Source organism: Ancylobacter sp. GW821-FHT10E12 (genome assembly GCF_058809335.1).
On record NZ_JBXASN010000008.1, the window covers coordinates 224437 to 239391 of the forward strand.

Annotated in this window: 12 protein-coding genes; 10 read left to right on the top strand and 2 right to left on the bottom strand. The window is 68.6% G+C overall.

Annotation, left to right across the window (positions count from 1 at the left end; translation table 11 throughout):
* The 5 genes from AC1RU4_RS13230 to AC1RU4_RS13250 all read left to right on the top strand — a co-directional run bounded on the left by AC1RU4_RS13230 (position 1) and on the right by AC1RU4_RS13250 (position 6596).
* Positions 1-918, top strand: a complete 918-nt coding sequence (locus tag AC1RU4_RS13230; protein WP_492891547.1) for an ABC transporter substrate-binding protein — start codon at positions 1-3, stop codon at positions 916-918.
* On the top strand, positions 911-2941 hold the full coding sequence (gene fhuB, locus AC1RU4_RS13235; protein ID WP_492891548.1) for a Fe(3+)-hydroxamate ABC transporter permease FhuB: 2031 nt from the start codon (positions 911-913) through the stop codon (positions 2939-2941). Before AC1RU4_RS13230 ends, fhuB begins: the two co-directional genes overlap by 8 nt.
* Positions 2938-3792, top strand: coding sequence for an alpha/beta hydrolase (locus tag AC1RU4_RS13240; protein ID WP_492891549.1), 855 nt, complete (start codon positions 2938-2940; stop codon positions 3790-3792). The genes fhuB and AC1RU4_RS13240 overlap by 4 nt, the downstream gene beginning before the upstream one ends.
* Positions 3792-4577 (top strand): ABC transporter ATP-binding protein, encoded by a 786-nt coding sequence (locus tag AC1RU4_RS13245; protein ID WP_492891550.1) that lies wholly within the window; start codon positions 3792-3794, stop codon positions 4575-4577. The genes AC1RU4_RS13240 and AC1RU4_RS13245 overlap by 1 nt, the downstream gene beginning before the upstream one ends.
* 324 nt (positions 4578-4901) lie before the next feature.
* Positions 4902-6596, top strand: a complete 1695-nt coding sequence (locus AC1RU4_RS13250) for an FAD-dependent oxidoreductase (RefSeq protein ID WP_492891551.1) — start codon at positions 4902-4904, stop codon at positions 6594-6596.
* Between the two features lie 15 nt (positions 6597-6611).
* Here AC1RU4_RS13250 and AC1RU4_RS13255 read toward each other — a convergent pair whose 3' ends face one another.
* On the bottom strand, positions 6612-8036 hold the full coding sequence (locus AC1RU4_RS13255) for a multicopper oxidase family protein (RefSeq protein WP_492891552.1): 1425 nt from the start codon (positions 8034-8036) through the stop codon (positions 6612-6614).
* Positions 8037-8311: 275 nt separating this feature from the next.
* On the bottom strand, positions 8312-9004 hold the full coding sequence (locus tag AC1RU4_RS13260; RefSeq protein ID WP_492891553.1) for a GntR family transcriptional regulator: 693 nt from the start codon (positions 9002-9004) through the stop codon (positions 8312-8314).
* A gap of 246 nt (positions 9005-9250) precedes the next feature.
* Here AC1RU4_RS13260 and AC1RU4_RS13265 point away from each other — a divergent pair, with 246 nt between their 5' ends.
* The 5 genes from AC1RU4_RS13265 to AC1RU4_RS13285 all read left to right on the top strand — a co-directional run bounded on the left by AC1RU4_RS13265 (position 9251) and on the right by AC1RU4_RS13285 (position 14907).
* On the top strand, positions 9251-10702 hold the full coding sequence (locus AC1RU4_RS13265; RefSeq protein WP_492891554.1) for a bifunctional 2-methylcitrate dehydratase/aconitate hydratase: 1452 nt from the start codon (positions 9251-9253) through the stop codon (positions 10700-10702).
* A 12-nt stretch (positions 10703-10714) separates the two neighbouring features.
* On the top strand, positions 10715-11650 hold the full coding sequence (gene prpB / locus AC1RU4_RS13270) for a methylisocitrate lyase (RefSeq protein ID WP_492891555.1): 936 nt from the start codon (positions 10715-10717) through the stop codon (positions 11648-11650).
* Positions 11651-11826: 176 nt separating this feature from the next.
* A complete protein-coding gene (locus tag AC1RU4_RS13275) occupies positions 11827-12759 on the top strand; it encodes a Bug family tripartite tricarboxylate transporter substrate binding protein (RefSeq protein WP_492891556.1) in 933 nt (310 codons plus the stop codon).
* A gap of 110 nt (positions 12760-12869) precedes the next feature.
* The gene (locus AC1RU4_RS13280) at positions 12870-13388 is read left to right on the top strand and encodes a tripartite tricarboxylate transporter TctB family protein (RefSeq protein ID WP_492891557.1); all 519 of its coding nucleotides are present in this window, start codon (positions 12870-12872) and stop codon (positions 13386-13388) included.
* Between the two features lie 4 nt (positions 13389-13392).
* Positions 13393-14907, top strand: a complete 1515-nt coding sequence (locus tag AC1RU4_RS13285) for a tripartite tricarboxylate transporter permease (protein ID WP_492891558.1) — start codon at positions 13393-13395, stop codon at positions 14905-14907.
* Positions 14908-14955: the final 48 nt, after the last annotated feature.

Sequence of the window (14955 nt, forward strand, 5' to 3'; positions counted from 1 at the left end):
ATGATACCGCTTTCCCGCCGGGCTTTTCTGCTCGGCGGGCTCGCCGTCTCAGCGCTCGCGCATCCGCTTGCGGGTCGTGCGGCGCGCGCAGATGCGCCGGCTCGTCCACTGCTCCGCATCGTCTCGATGGATTTCGGCCTCGCCGAGACTCTCATCGAGATGGGCCTTCCTCCCGTCGCCGTCCCGAACCCCGGCGACTGGGAGGATTGGGTGGTCGAGCCGGCGCTACCTCCAGGCATCGTCAATCTCGGCACCGATCGCGAGCCGAATCTCGAACTGCTCGCCGCACTGAAGCCCGATCTCATCGTCACCACGCCCTATCTCGCCGGCATACGGCCGTTGCTGGAACGTTTCGCGCCGACGCGGACCTTCTCCATCTACGCGCCGCCGGGCGGCCATCCCTATGACCTCAGCATCGCCGCGACGCGCGAGGTGGCCACATTCATCGGCCGCGAACGGGAAGGTGAGGCGCTGATCGCCCGCGCCGATGCCGCCATGCAGGCCGCCGCCCGGGACCTGGCCGCCGCGGGCGCCGCGGATCTGCCGGTCATAGTGGTGAGCTTTCTCGACACCCGCCATGTCAGGGTCTACGGCGCCGGCAGCCTGTTCGGCGACGTGATGCAGCGCTGCGGCCTCGTGAACGGCTGGACCCGGCAAAGCAACTATTGGGGCTTCAACACCGTCGGCATCGAAGCGCTGGCGGCGAGCCCCACCAGCCGGCTGGTCTATCTCGAACCGATTTCCGCCGACACGCTCGCCAAGCTCGCCGCGAGCCCGCTGTGGAACAGCCTTCCTTTCGTGCGGGCAGGGCGGGTGCATCGGCTGCCCGCGGTGCTGATGTTCGGCATGCTGCCCTCGGCCATGCGCTTCGCCCGCCAGCTGACGCTCGGCCTTGCCGGCGGGGCCGCCAATGGCTGAGCTCGCCGCTTCCGGGCCGGTCGCCGCGGGCGGCCGGCGCATCGGGCCGGGCGTTCTGGTCGTCCTGCTCGGTGCCGTCGCTGCCGCCGCTACCATCGGCAATCTCGCCGCCCTTCTGCCGGCGGGCGAGCGGTGGGCGGCGCTGGTCGCTCCCGATGTCGACGATCCGGCGCAGATGCTGCTCGCCTACAGCTTCGCCCCGCGCCTTGTCGTCAGCCTGCTGGCAGGCGCCGCGCTCGGCCTTGCCGGGGCGCTTCTCCAGCAGGTTCTGCGCAATCCCATTGCCTCGCCGACCACGCTCGGCATCGAATCCGGCGCCAATCTCGCGCTCGCGGCGGCGCTGATCTGGGCGCCCGGCCTTATCGGCCTTGGCCGGGAATGGGTGGCGCTCGCCGGCGGGCTGCTTGTCATCGGCATGGTGTTGCTGCTGGCGCGGCGCAGCGGCTTCGCGCCGCTGGTGGTGATCCTCGCCGGCATGGTGGCGAGCCTCTATTGTGCGGCGCTCGCGGCGCTGATCGGCCTGTTCAACAGCCACTATCTCGCCGGACTGTTTTTGTGGGGTGCCGGCTCGCTCAGCCAGCAGGACTGGTCGGAGCCGGCCTTCCTTACGCCGCGCCTCGCCCTGGCGGCGGCGGCGGCAGGGCTCCTCGTGCGGCCGCTGACCCTGCTCGGCCTCGACGATGCCAGTGCCCGCGGCCTCGGCCTGTCGCTCGCCGCTGCCCGGCTCGGCGCGTTGCTGGTGGCCATCGCGCTCACCGCCTGCGTGGTGGCGAGCGTCGGCTGCATCGGCTTCATCGGCCTCGCCGCGCCGGCGCTGGCGCGGATCAGCGGTGCCCGGCGGGTCGGGACCCGGCTCGCGGTGTCGGGCCTCACCGGCGCGGCGCTGCTCTGGGCCACCGACCAGGGGGTGCAACTGGCCGCCGGCGCCTATGGCGAGATGCTGCCCACCGGGGCGGTCACCGCGCTGTTCGGCGCGCCGCTGCTGCTGTGGATGGTGCCGCGCCTGCGCCAGCCGCCGCATCCGTCGGAGGGGCTTTCGGTCCGCGCCGGCCGCGGCCTTGCTCATCCGGTTCCGCTGCTGGCCGGGCTCGCCTTGCTGCTGGCGCTGGCGGTTTTGCTGTCGGCGAGCCTTGGCCCCGGCTTTCAGGGCTGGTCGATCGCCTTGCCCGGCGATCCGGCGGGTGATTCCATCTGGGCGCTGAGGCTACCGCGCGCAGTCGCGGCGCTGGCCGGCGGGGCGATGCTGGCGGTGGCCGGGGGCGTGCTGCAACGCATGACCGGCAATGCGATGGCGAGCCCGGAAGTGCTGGGGGTGAGCGCTGGCGCCGCCTGCGGGCTGACCGTCGCGCTGTTCCTGCTCGACGATTTCGGCCGGATCGAGCAGACCGCCGCCGCCGGGCTCGGAGCCCTGCTGGCGCTGCTTATCCTGCTCGCGCTCGGCCGGTCGTCGCGGGGGGCGCCCGAGCGCGTCATCCTGGTCGGCATCGCTGTCGGCGCATTGCTCGACGCGCTGGTCAGCGTGCTGATGGCGAGCGGAGATCCGCGCGCCGTGCTGCTGTTCAACTGGATGACCGGCTCGACCTATGGCATCGGTGCCGCGGCGGCCGCCGGCAGCCTGTTCGCCGCCGCGCTGATGCTGGCGCTGCTGCCCCTCCTGGCCCGCTGGCTCGACATATTGCCGCTCGGGTATGCGCCCACACGCGCCCTCGGCGTGCCGCCGGCACTGAGCCGCACGCTGCTGCTCGTCTTCGCCGCCGCGGCCACCGCGATGGCGACGCTGCTCGTCGGCCCGCTCTCCTTCGTCGGGTTGATGGCTCCGCACCTGGCGCGCCTGGTCGGGCTGCGCCGACCGCTGCCCGAACTCGCCGGTGCGGCCTTGCTTGGCGCCCTCATCATGGTCGCGGCGGATTTCGTCGGCCGCACCATTGCCTTCCCATGGCAGATGCCTGCCGGCCTCGTCGCCTCGATGATCGGCGCCCCGGCCTTCCTCTGGCTGCTCTCGCGAAGACGGAACCCATCATGATTCCGGCGACCATTGCCGACACGGTGACCTTCGATATCGCCTCGAAATCCGGTGGCGCCCCGTGGCGCATCTTCCTCTACCGTCCACCGGGCGAGCCGCCGGAGGGCGGTTGGCCGGTGCTCTATTATCTCGATGCCAACGCGGTCGCCGGCACCGCGGCGGACATCATGCGGGTGCAGGCGGCCTATCCGCTCGGCACCGGCATCGACTGGGGGGTGATGGTCGGCATCGGCTATCCCACGGACGGCGCCTATGACAGCGTGCGCCGCTCCTGGGACATGGGTCCGCCGCCCGGCCAGGCCTATCCGCCGCATGCGCCCGACGGGCCGGAGGTGCGCACCGGCGGTGCCGACGATTTCCTCGCCTTCATCGAGCAGGAACTGAAGCCGGAGATCGCCCGCCGTGTCGCGGTCGACAGCGCCCGGCAGGCGATCCTCGGCCATTCCTTCGGCGGGCTGTTCGTGCTGCATACGCTGTTCCGTCGCCCGTCGGCTTTCTCCCGCTGGATTGCGGCCAGTCCGGCGATCTGGTGGGAGGGCGCGGGCATCGTCGATGCCGCTGAAGCCTTCATTGCCGAAGGGCGGCAGCGGTCCGGCCGGGTTCTCGTGCTGGCGGGCGAATATGAGCAGAAGCTGGCTCCGTTCCAGCTTGGCGCGCCGGATGAGGAGAAGCGGCTCGCGGGCTTCGCGGAAAGCCGCATCGTCGACAATTCCCGGCTCATGGCCGAGCGCCTCGCCGCCGCGCCGGGGCTCATGTCGCACTTCGTCCTCATTCCGGGGGAGACGCATATGTCGGTCCTGCCGGCCTGCCTCAACCTCGCGATCCGCTTCGCCTTCGGCAAGGAGGGGTGATGTCGGCCGGGCAGACACCGATCTTCGAACTCGACGGCGTCCACTTCGCTGTCGACGGCCGCACCCTGCTGCACCCGGTCAGCCTTGCGGTGCCGGCCGGGCGTCTCGTCGGCCTGATCGGCCATAACGGCTCGGGCAAGACGACGCTGCTCAAGCTTCTCGCCCGACAGCAGAAGGCAAGCGGCGGCGAGATCCGCTTCGAGGGACACCCGCTCCCGGCATGGGGCCATCGCGCCTTTGCCCGCCGCGTCGCCTATCTGCCGCAGACGCCGCCGGCCACCGGCGGCCTGACGGTGCGGGAGCTCGTCGCGCTGGGCCGGTATCCATGGCACGGCGCGCTGGGGCGGTTCTCGGCGCTCGACCGGGAGAAGGTGCAAGAGGCCATCGAGCTCACGGACGTGGCCGCGCTGGTCGATCGCCATGTCGACACCTTGTCGGGCGGCGAGCGTCAGCGCGTCTGGCTGGCCATGCTGGTGGCGCAGGACGCGGCGTGCCTGCTGCTCGACGAGCCGATCTCGGCGCTCGATATCGCACATCAGCTGGAGATGCTCACGCTCATCGGTTCGCTCGGCCGTGCCAAGGGCCTTGGGGCGGTCATCGTTCTGCACGACGTGAACATGGCTGCCCGCTTCTGCGACGACCTGCTGGCACTGCGCGGCGGCCGCCTGATCGCCCGCGGCGCGCCCTCCGCGATCATGACCCAGGACCAGCTTCAGGCGATCTACGGGGTGCGGATGGAAGTCATCCGGCGCGCCAGCGGCGATCCGGTCGCCCTGCCGATGTAGGGAACGGCCGTGCCGTCAACCATAGGCTCTCGACAGCCGGGGCGCGGGCGCCCTCGGTTCGCCGCTCATTGACGGCCTGTCCGGCGAGCGCGCCGCTTTTGTCGTTCAGGGTAGGGTGCCGGTGGCGTCGTCCGCCAAAACCGCCGATATGATGTTCGCCGGATGGAGCACCGCCTGCCGAACCGCTGGCGGCATGCCTTCCGACAAGACCGCGGCGTCCGGAAGATCACAATGGCGCCGCCCGGACGTCGCATCGCCATCCTGCACGCGTCCGGGGCGCCGCAACGCCCCGGCACCTCTGCCGGCGCCATGAGAGCACCCGCCATGAGTCTTCTCGACGAACGCAGGCACCAGATGTTTCCCGTGCTCAACAGCGCGCAGATGGAGACGATGAAGCGCTTCGCCAGCGGTTCGGAACGGCGGTTCGAGCCCGGCGAGCAGGTGTTCGACGTCGGGGACGTGGGAAGCCCTACCTGGCTCATAGTGCAGGGCTCGCTTGAACTCGTCCGCCGTGACGGCCTCGGTCGGGAAAAGCCGATCACCGTGCAGCAAGCCGGCCAGTTCACCGGCGAGGTCAGCCAGCTGGCCGGACGTCCTACGCTGGCGGCCGCCACGGCCGGCCCCGAGGGCTGCACGGCGCTGCCGCTCGACGCCGCCCATTTGCGGGCGCTCGCCATCGGCTCGGCCGAGGTGGGGGAACTGCTGATGCGTGCCCTGATCCTGCGACGGGTCGGTCTCATCGAAGGAGGGGCCGCGGGCTCGGTTCTGGTGGGCCGGCCGGGTGAAGCGAACCGGGTGATCATTGAGGGTCTGCTGAACCGAAACGGCTATCCCTACACGACGCTGGATTCGACCAATGACGAGGAGGGCCGCGCGCTGGTCCAGCGGCTTGGCATCCTGCCCGACGAATTGCCGCTGGTGATCTGCCCAACCGGCGCGGTGCTCAAGCATCCGACCACCGCGGAAGTCGCCACCTGCCTCGGCATGCTCCCGACGCTCGATCCGAAGATGATCTACGATGTCGCCATCGTCGGCGCGGGGCCGGCCGGCCTCGCCACCGCCGTGTATGCCGCTTCCGAGGGCCTGTCGGTGCTGGTTCTCGACCAGCGCGCCATCGGCGGCCAGGCGGGCGCGTCGGCCCGCATCGAGAATTATCTCGGATTCCCGACCGGGATATCCGGCCAGGCACTGGCCGGCCGCGCCTATAATCAGGCCCAGAAATTCGGGGCGGAGATGGCCATCCCGCTGGAAGTCGTCCGCTTCGACTGCGAAAGGCTGCAGGCGCAGCCGCTTCGCCTGCATCTGTCCGACGGTGGCACGGTCCGCGCCCGCACGGTGGTAATCGCCACCGGCGCACGTTATCGGCGGCCGGACATCGGGAATCTGTCGACCTTCGAAGGCACGGGCATCGCCTATTGGGCCTCCCCGGTCGAGGCGCGCCTGTGCGCCGGCGAGGAAGTGGCGCTGGTCGGCGGCGGCAATTCGGCAGGGCAGGCGGTTTCCTTCCTCGCGCCGAAGGTGAAGCGGCTTCATCTTGTCATTCGCGGCAATGGGCTGGAAGCCTCGATGTCGCGCTATCTCATCGACCGGATCGCCTCGCTCCCGAATGTCGAGATCCACGTCCGCACCGAGGTCGAGGCGCTCGAGGGCGACAACATCCAGGGCTTAAGCGCCGTGATCTGCCGCCATCGCGACAGCGGGCAATTGACGACGCTGCCGGTCCGGCACCTTTTCCTTTTCATCGGCGCGGATCCGAATTCGCAATGGCTCGATGGCTGCGTGGCATTCGATCCGCAGGGCTTCATCCTGACCGGCCAGCAGCCCGCCGACAATGCGGGGCAGCCGCCGGTCCTGCCGCTTGAGACCAACAGGCCCGGCGTGTTTGCCATCGGCGACGTGCGGGCCGGGTCCACCAAGCGCGTCGCGGCCGCGGTGGGCGAAGGCGCCGCCGTCGTCGCCCAGATCCATGCCTACCTCGCTCGCTTGACCGAAGCGGGCGAGACCGCTGAATCCGCCTGAGCCGGGTTCGGCGCGTCAGGCCACCTCCACCACCTGCATCATCCCGAGTTCCTCATGGTTCATCATGTGGCAGTGGAGGACGAAGCGGCCGGCGAAATCGAGAAAGCGGGAGCGGAAAACCACGCTGCCCTTTCTGGGCACTACGACGGAGTCCCTCCAGACCGGCGTCGCCAGCGGCGCGCCGTTGACGCTCACGACCTGGAACGGATTGGTGTGGATATGGAAGATGTGGTCGGAGTCATCCTCGTTGGCCACCGTCCATTCCTCCACGGCACCGAGCTTGATGCTCTGGTCCACGCGGTCCGGGTCGAACCGCTTTCCGCAGATGAAATAGGTGAACTCCTGATAGTTGCCGGCCGGCGGAAATTCCGGCGCGACCGAGGAGAGCCACAGATGGCGGCGGTTGGTGATCTCCTCGTCGCGAATGGTTGCCAGCGCAGGCGCCCCGAGCGCGGCGGGGAGCGCCATCGCCATGGGCTCGCCCTCGACGACAAGGCGTGCAAGCGGCCCCGTGGGCGAGGGATAGCCCTGGTCATACGGCACGGCGGCAAGCGCGTAGGTGCCCGGCGCACCCGCCTTCACCAGTATATCGGCACGCTGCCCCGGCGCCATCAGCAGCGTGGTGCAGCGCTCCGCCTGCGCCAGGCGGATGCCGTCATAGGCGATCACCTCGAATGCGTGACCGGCCAATGCGAGATTGAGATTGTTCTCGTGCCCGGTATGCACGATCCGCCAGCGCTGGACCTCGCCGGGTCGGATCGGGATCGCCGGTTCGCGCTGGCCGTTCACCGACAGGAAGCGCGGCACTCCCTCCGGCCATACCGTGTCATAGACTTCCAGCGTGCCGCGATAGTCGAACAGCACCTCGTTGAGAATGAGCACCCGCTCCGACGCCGCCGCGATTTCCGGCACGTCGTCGAAATCGCCTTCGATGATCACCACGCCGGCCATGCCGCTCGTCATCTGGATGTCGGCGCTGCCATGGTGATGGGGGTGATACCAATAGGTGCCGCGCGTGTGATCGTCGGGGATAGCGATTTCGATCTTGTGGTTCTCGCCCGGCTGCATCGACCGGAAAACATTGTCGGACAACCCGCCGGGATCGACATGCCCGCCATGAAAGTGGAAATTGGTGGTGTTGAAATGGTGCGGCAGCATGCGGTCGACCGGCATGGAATCCGGGTTCGGCGGCAGGGCGTTGACGAGGTCGATGCGCAGCGTGTCGCCCGGTCTCAACCGCAGGGTCGGCGCGGGCAGGTCTCCCTCGTAGGTTCTCAGCGAAAGCCGATATCCGCCGATATTCTTGTACGCATAGGCAACGCGCAGCGTCGTTGCGAGCTCTCCATGTGCCGCGCGCCGTACCTCCGGTTCGACAAGGGGCGCTCCGGGCTTGAACGGCGCGCGCGGCACCCCGCCGCTGCCGACACCTTCCGCATTCATCCCGGCGCTCATTCCTTCGGACGCCCTGCCGACCGACATGGCGTAGCCGAGCAGGCCGGCGGTGGCGCCGAGGGTGGCGGCATCGGCATTCCCCCCGGCAATCGGTTGGCCCGTTGTCCGGGCTCGGCTTCATGAAGGCACGAACGCACGCGCTTTGCGAGGGTGCGGGAGGCGATCCGGCGCCAATCTGTAAGCTTTCCCGGCCCGGGGAAGGGTGATCCAGGCTCGTGAGCTCGGGCCACGCCGGGGGAGGTATCAATCGTCTTTTGCGGAATTCAATCCGCCGCCAATGCGGTCTGCAAGGCGGCACGGGCCGCGCGGATGTGGCGGCGCATGAGGATTTCGGCGAGCTCGCCATCGCGTTGGCCGATCGCCTCGGTGATGCGCAGATGCTCCTTCCAGGCTTCCCGGCCGCGGCCCTGGACGGTGCGGTGCAGCCGGCGGCACAGGCGCAGGCGCGGATAGAACTGCTCGCACAGCAGTTCCGCGAGGATCGGATTGCCGCTGCCGCGGGCGATGCGTCGATGGAAGTCGGTCTCGGGATCGTCCTGGAGATAGGCGCCGAGCGGATTGCTCTCGATCTCGCCACGATGGCCGGCGACCAGGGCATCGAGCGCCTCGATCTCGGCCTGCTCCATATGCGTCGCGGCAAGGCGCGCCGCCATGCCCTCCATCGCCTCGCGCACATCGAGCAGGGCCAGGAACTCGGCGGCACTCGGCTGCGCCACGCGGGCGCCCTGGTTCACCGCATAGGTGACTAGTCCGCGCTCCTGCAGACGGCGGATCGCCTCGCGCACCGGCGCACGGCTGGCACCGAAGCTGCGGGCGATGGCCGGTTCGCTGAGCTTGGCGCCGGGGGCGAGCGTGCCGGCGAGGATGGCGCGCGTCAGGTCGTCATAGAGCCGGGCCGCAAGGCCGCTTCCGCCCAGCGCCTCGATCGCAGTTTCCGACGCGTCGTCGTTCAGCATGTCGACACCTCTTCCTGCCCGTCTTCCTAGGTGCGCCACGGCGATTCTTATACCCCAATTACCGGCGTCTCGGGTCGGTCTCCGACATCATGTGCGAGCTTCAGATTAAAGTGTCGACATATATACCGATTGATTGCAGATTTTAGTTGCCATAACGACCTATCTGAATAGAAATGTCGACATAAGTGCCGAGCGCCTATCGTGTTCGCGGCACAAAAACTTCACAGGGAGACGTCTGGAAAGCCTATGTCCAGCCACAGCAACAATGAGCGTCCGGCGCCTGATGGCGTGCTTGTCGATATTGCCGACTATGTGCTCGGCCATCGTGTCGACAGTTCGCTCGCTTATGAGACCGCTCGCAATTGCCTGATCGACACGCTCGGCTGTGGTCTCGAGGCGTTGGAATATCCGGCCTGCACCAAGCTGCTCGGCCCGATCGTGCCCGGCACCGTGGTGCCGAACGGCGCGCGCGTTCCCGGCACGCCCTACCAGCTCGATCCGGTTCAGGCGGCATTCAACATCGGCACGATGATCCGCTGGCTGGATTTCAACGATTGCTGGCTGGCCGCCGAATGGGGTCACCCGTCGGACAATCTCGGCGGCATCCTCGCCGTCGCGGACTGGCTGGCCCGCAATGCCGTCGCCGCCGGCCGCACGCCGCCGACCATGCGGGACGTGCTGACCGCCATGATCAAGGCACACGAGATCCAGGGCTGCATTGCGCTGGAGAACGCCTTCAACAAGGTGGGCATCGACCACGTCATCCTGGTCAAGGCGGCGTCCACCGCCGTGGTCGCGGGGCTGCTCGGCCTGACGCGGGACGAAATCATCAACGCGCTCTCCCTCGCCTTTGTCGACGGACAGGCACTGCGCACCTATCGCCACGCGCCGAATGCCGGCTCGCGCAAGAGCTGGGCGGCAGGCGACGCCACCAGCCGCGCGGTTCGCCTGGCGCTGATCGCGAAGACCGGCGAGATGGGCTACCCCTCGGTGCTGAGCGCGCCGGTCTGGGGCTTCTACGACGCCTCCTTCCGCGGCCAGTCGTTCAAGTTCCAGCGGCCCTACGGCTCCTATGTGATGGAGAACGTGCTCTTCAAGATTTCCTATCCGGCGGAATTCCACGCCCAGACGGCGGTCGAGGCGGCGATGAGCTTCCATGCCCGGCTTGCCGCCATGGGGCGCAGCGCCGCCGACATCGCCTCGATCCGCATCCGCACGCACGAGGCCTGCATCCGCATCATCGACAAAAGCGGACCGCTGCATAACCCGGCCGATCGCGACCACACCATCCAGTACATGGTCGCCGTGCCGCTGCTGTTCGGCCGGCTCACCGCCTCCGACTACGAAGACGCTGTCGCCGCCGACCCGCGCATCGACGCATTGCGCGCCAAGATCACCTGCGTCGAGGATCCGGCCTTCACCCGTGATTATCACGACCCGGAAAAGCGCTCGATCGCCAACGCCATGACAATCGAGCTCAACGACGGAACGGTGCTGCCGGAAGTGCTGGTCGAGTACCCGATCGGCCACAAGCGCCGCCGGGCCGACGGCATTCCGCTGCTGGAAGCCAAGTTCCGCACCAATCTCGCCCGTCGTTTCGTCGAGAAGCGCCAGCGCGCCATTCTCGACGTCTCGCTCGACCAGGAGCGGCTCGAGGCGATGGCGGTGCACGACTATGTCGACCTCTATGCCAACTGAAGGCGGTGTCGCATGCCCTATCTGGTGAACACCGATCTTCCCGACCAGCCCGCGGGTCGCCGCTTTCGCGCATTGGTGGAAGCCGGCGGAATCGTCGAGCTGCCCGGTGCGCATAACGGCATGGCGGCGATCCAGGCGAAGGTCGCCGGCTTCGAGGGCCTCTATCTCTCCGGCGCCGCCATGACCGCCTCCATGGGCCTGCCGGACCTCGGCATCATCACCGTCGACGAAGTGGCCTTCTTCATCCGCCAGATCGTCCGCGCCAGCGGGCTGCCGCTGCTGGTCGACGGCGATACCGGCTATGGCGAAGCGCTCAACGTGATGCACATGGTGCGCACCTTCGAGGAGGCCGGCGCCGGGGCGGTGCATATCGAGGACCAGCTGCTGCCGAAGAAATGCGGCCATCTCAACGACAAGAAGCTGGCCGACCCCCACGACATGGCCGCCAAGGTCGCCGCCGCCGCCCGCGCCCGGCGCGACCTTTACATCATCGCCCGCACCGACGCCGCCGCCAGCGAGGGCATAGACGGGGCGCTTGCGCGCGCGCGGATGTATCTCGACGCCGGTGCCGACGCCATTTTCCCCGAAGCGCTGACCAATGCCGAGATGTTCCGCAGCTTCGCCGAACGCATGCCCGCCGGCGTGCCGCTGCTGGCCAACATGACGGAGTTCGGCCGAACGCCGTTCTTCACCGCCTCCGAGTTCGAGCAGATGGGCTATCGCATGGTGATCTGGCCGGTCTCGGCGCTGCGCGTCGCCAACAAGGCGCAGGAAGCCCTCTACCAGGCGATCCGGCGCGACGGCGGGACGCATCGGGTGATCGAGGCGATGCAGACCCGCGCCGAGCTCTACGAACTCATCGGGCTGCATCGGTACGAGGCGCTCGATGCTTCGATCGTGCAGACGGTCATCCCGACCGGGCAGCCCCAGCCCGGAGGTGCGGCCTGAGCGGCTCTCGCCCGCGCGAACGTGCCTGCCGCTGCGGCGGACAATGAAAGCCGGCTGCCTGGATCGTCCGGGCAAGACACGGCAAAACCGAATGAGGAAACGTCATGCTCAAGGCTAATTCCATGCTCAAGGCCACCCCTCGCCTGAGAAACAATCTTAGGCTTACGGCCCTTGCGATGGCGGGCGGTGTCGCGCTCGCGCTCACCAGCGGCCTCGCCATGGCCGATCCGGCCAAGGTGATGATCCCGGCCAATCCCGGCGGCGGCTGGGACGGCGCCGGCCGCCAGACCATGGCGGCGATGAACCAGGCCAAGATCTTCACCGACGGCGTCAATTTCACCAACAAGGGCGGCGCCGCCGGCACCATCGGCCTCGCCGAATTCGTGCGCACCTCGAAGGGCGACGACAATGCGCTGCTGGTCACCGGCGTGATCATGGTCGGCGGCGTCATCACCAACAAGACGCCGGTCTCGCTCAACGACACCACGCCGCTGGTACGGTTCACCAACGAATACAACGCCATAGCGGTGCCGGCAGATTCGCCGATCAGGACGCCGCAGGACTTCATCGCCGCCTTGAAGGCCGATCCGGGCGCGCTCTCGGTCGGTGGCGGCTCGGCGGGCGGCGTCGACCACGTGCTGCTGGCGATGCTGGCCAAGCATGCCGGCGCGCCGGTCGGCAAGATCAACTTCGTCGCCTTCTCGGGCGGCGAGATCCTCGCCGCGCTCGGCGGCGGCAAGATCAAGGCGGCGATCTCCGGCGCCTCGGAATTCCGCCCGTTCGCGCAGTCCGGTCGCATCCGCATCATCGCGGTCTCCGGCCCCGCGCGTCTCGAGGGGCTGGACGTTCCCACGCTGAAGGAAGCCGGGATTCCGGTGGAGATAGGCAATTGGCGCGGATTCGTCGGCGCGCCGGGCATGAGCGAGGCCGGCAAGAAGGCCTGGCTCGATCGCTTCGCCCAGCTGCATTCCAGCGATGTCTGGAAGGCGACCCTGAAGACGCAGGGCTGGGAGGACGCCTATCTCTCCGGCCCGGATTTCGTCGCCTTCCTCAAGAGCGAGGAGGCCAACTGGACCCAGGCGCTCAAGGACGTCGGCATCGTCCAGTAAGCGCCCGCCGCCGGGCGCCGCCCCGCGATCGGGCCGGTCTCCGGGCGGCTTGCCCGCGCGCCGCCGGCGCGCGGGATCCTTCGGACGTTAGCGGCAGATGGAGCCTTGCCATGCCCTCCCTCGAGGAGATTCCCCTCGACGCACCTCACGCCGGAGCGCCTCCCGCCCGGCCGTGGTGGATCGGTGCCGTCGTGCTCGCCATGGGCCTGGTCTGGCTCTACGGCGCCACCAGCATCCGCTCGACGACCGCCTATGTCGGCATGGGGCCGGCGATGATGGTCGGTGCCGTCGGCGCCGGGCTCGTCGTTCTCGGCGTGCTTCTGCTGGTGCAGATCGCCCGCGGCGAGACCTTCCGTCCGCAGGAGGAAGAGAATGCCGATATCGACGCCCCGCCGTCGCGGCGCGCCTTCCTCATGGCGCTTGCCGGCGTCGCCCTGCCGCTGGCCACCATACGCTGGCTCGGCTTCCCGATCACCGCGGCAGTCGGCTTTACGCTGGTGACGCACGCTTTCGGTTCGTGCCGCACCGTGTTCGATCTCCTGATAGGTGCCGCCGTCGGCGTCGGCGCCTGGTACGGGTTTTCGAAGCTCGGCATCGACCTCGGCCCGTTCCTGCCGCTGATCCGGTGACATCATGGACACGCTGACCCAACTCGTCGCCGGCTTCGCCATCGCCCTGCAGCCGATCAACCTGTTCTGGGCGCTGGTCGGCTGCGCGCTGGGCACCGCCGTCGGCGTGCTGCCCGGCATCGGGCCGGCGCTGACCATCGCGCTCCTGATGCCGGTCACCGCGCAGGTGGCGCCGGAATCGGCCTTCATCATGTTCGCCGGCATTCTCTATGGCGCGCTCTATGGCGGCTCGACCACCTCGATCCTGCTCAATACGCCGGGCGAGAGCGGCTCGGTGATGACCGCGCTCGAAGGCAACCGCATGGCCCGCACCGGCCGCGGCGCGGCGGCGCTGGCGACGGCGGCCATCGGCTCGTTCGTCGCCGGCACTTTCGGCACGCTGGCGCTGACCTTCCTGGCGCCGGCCATTGCCGAGCTGGCCTTCATCTTCGGCCCGGAGGACTATTTCGCGTTGATGATCCTGTCCTTCACCTCGGTGGCGGTGGTGATGGGCAGTTCCCGCGTGCGCGGCTTCACCGCACTGTTCTTCGGGCTTGCCCTCGGCACCATCGGCATCGACACCCAGACCGGCCAGAGCCGCATGGTGTTCGGCACGCTGGAACTGCTGGACGGCATCTCCTTCACCGTCGTCCTGGTCGCGCTGTTCGCCGTCGGCGAGACGCTTTATGTCGCCAGCCGCAACGCCCAGGTCCATGCGGTGATGAACCCGCTCTCCGGCGGCGCCTGGATGACCCGCGAGGACTGGAAGCGCTCCTGGAAGCCGTGGCTGCGCGGTACGCTCATCGGCTTTCCCATCGGCTCGCTGCCGGCCGGCGGCACCGAGATCCCGACCTTCCTGTCCTATACGCTCGAGCGCCGGCTGAGCCCGCATCCGGAGGATTTCGGCGAGGGGGCCATCGAAGGCGTCGCCGGCCCCGAGGCCGCGAACAATGCCGCCGCCGCCGGCATCCTGGTGCCGCTCTTGACGCTCGGCCTGCCTTCGACCGCCACGGCCGCGGTACTGCTTGCCGCGTTCCAGAATTACGGACTGCAGCCGGGGCCGCTCTTGTTCGCGACCAATCCCGGCCTGCTCTGGGGCCTGATCGCCTCGCTCTATATCGGCAACGTCATCCTGCTGGTGCTCAACCTGCCACTGGTCGGAATCTGGGTCCGCCTGCTGCTGATCCCTCGACCCTATATCTATGCCGGCATCGTGGTGTTCGCGCTGGTCGGCGTCTGGGGGCTGTCGACCTCCTGGATGGACATCGCGCTGATGTGCGGCCTCGGCCTCGTCGGCTACATGGCGCGGGTCTACGACTTCCCGATCGCGCCGGCGCTGATCGGCCTCATCCTCGGCCCGCAGGCGGAGATCCAGCTGCGCCGGGCGCTGGCGGTGAGCCAGAACGACTGGAGCGTGCTGTATTCGACGCCGATCTCGGCGACGCTGCTGGCCGTCGCCGCCTTCGTGCTGCTGCTGCCGCTCCTTCTCCGGCGCCTGCGCCGGGCGGAGCGGCAGATCGAGGAGGCGGCGGCCAAATAGCACCCGCTGGCGCGCCGGGGACGCGCATGCGCGTGTCGTCGGCAGTGC

What these genes read in the sequence shown, in the direction of transcription:
- fhuB (WP_492891548.1), top strand. Translation starts at nt 911, where the DNA reads ATGGCTGAGCTCGCCGCTTCCGGGCCGGTCGCCGCGGGCGGCCGGCGC.
- AC1RU4_RS13250 (WP_492891551.1), top strand. Translation starts at nt 4,902, where the DNA reads ATGAGTCTTCTCGACGAACGCAGGCACCAGATGTTTCCCGTGCTCAAC.
- AC1RU4_RS13255 (WP_492891552.1), bottom strand. Translation starts at nt 8,036, where the DNA reads ATGAATGCGGAAGGTGTCGGCAGCGGCGGGGTGCCGCGCGCGCCGTTC.
- prpB (WP_492891555.1), top strand. Translation starts at nt 10,715, where the DNA reads ATGCCCTATCTGGTGAACACCGATCTTCCCGACCAGCCCGCGGGTCGC.
- AC1RU4_RS13265 (WP_492891554.1), top strand. Translation starts at nt 9,251, where the DNA reads ATGTCCAGCCACAGCAACAATGAGCGTCCGGCGCCTGATGGCGTGCTT.
- AC1RU4_RS13275 (WP_492891556.1), top strand. Translation starts at nt 11,827, where the DNA reads ATGGCGGGCGGTGTCGCGCTCGCGCTCACCAGCGGCCTCGCCATGGCC.
- AC1RU4_RS13230 (WP_492891547.1), top strand. Translation starts at nt 1, where the DNA reads ATGATACCGCTTTCCCGCCGGGCTTTTCTGCTCGGCGGGCTCGCCGTC.
- AC1RU4_RS13240 (WP_492891549.1), top strand. Translation starts at nt 2,938, where the DNA reads ATGATTCCGGCGACCATTGCCGACACGGTGACCTTCGATATCGCCTCG.
- AC1RU4_RS13285 (WP_492891558.1), top strand. Translation starts at nt 13,393, where the DNA reads ATGGACACGCTGACCCAACTCGTCGCCGGCTTCGCCATCGCCCTGCAG.
- AC1RU4_RS13280 (WP_492891557.1), top strand. Translation starts at nt 12,870, where the DNA reads ATGCCCTCCCTCGAGGAGATTCCCCTCGACGCACCTCACGCCGGAGCG.
- AC1RU4_RS13245 (WP_492891550.1), top strand. Translation starts at nt 3,792, where the DNA reads ATGTCGGCCGGGCAGACACCGATCTTCGAACTCGACGGCGTCCACTTC.
- AC1RU4_RS13260 (WP_492891553.1), bottom strand. Translation starts at nt 9,004, where the DNA reads ATGCTGAACGACGACGCGTCGGAAACTGCGATCGAGGCGCTGGGCGGA.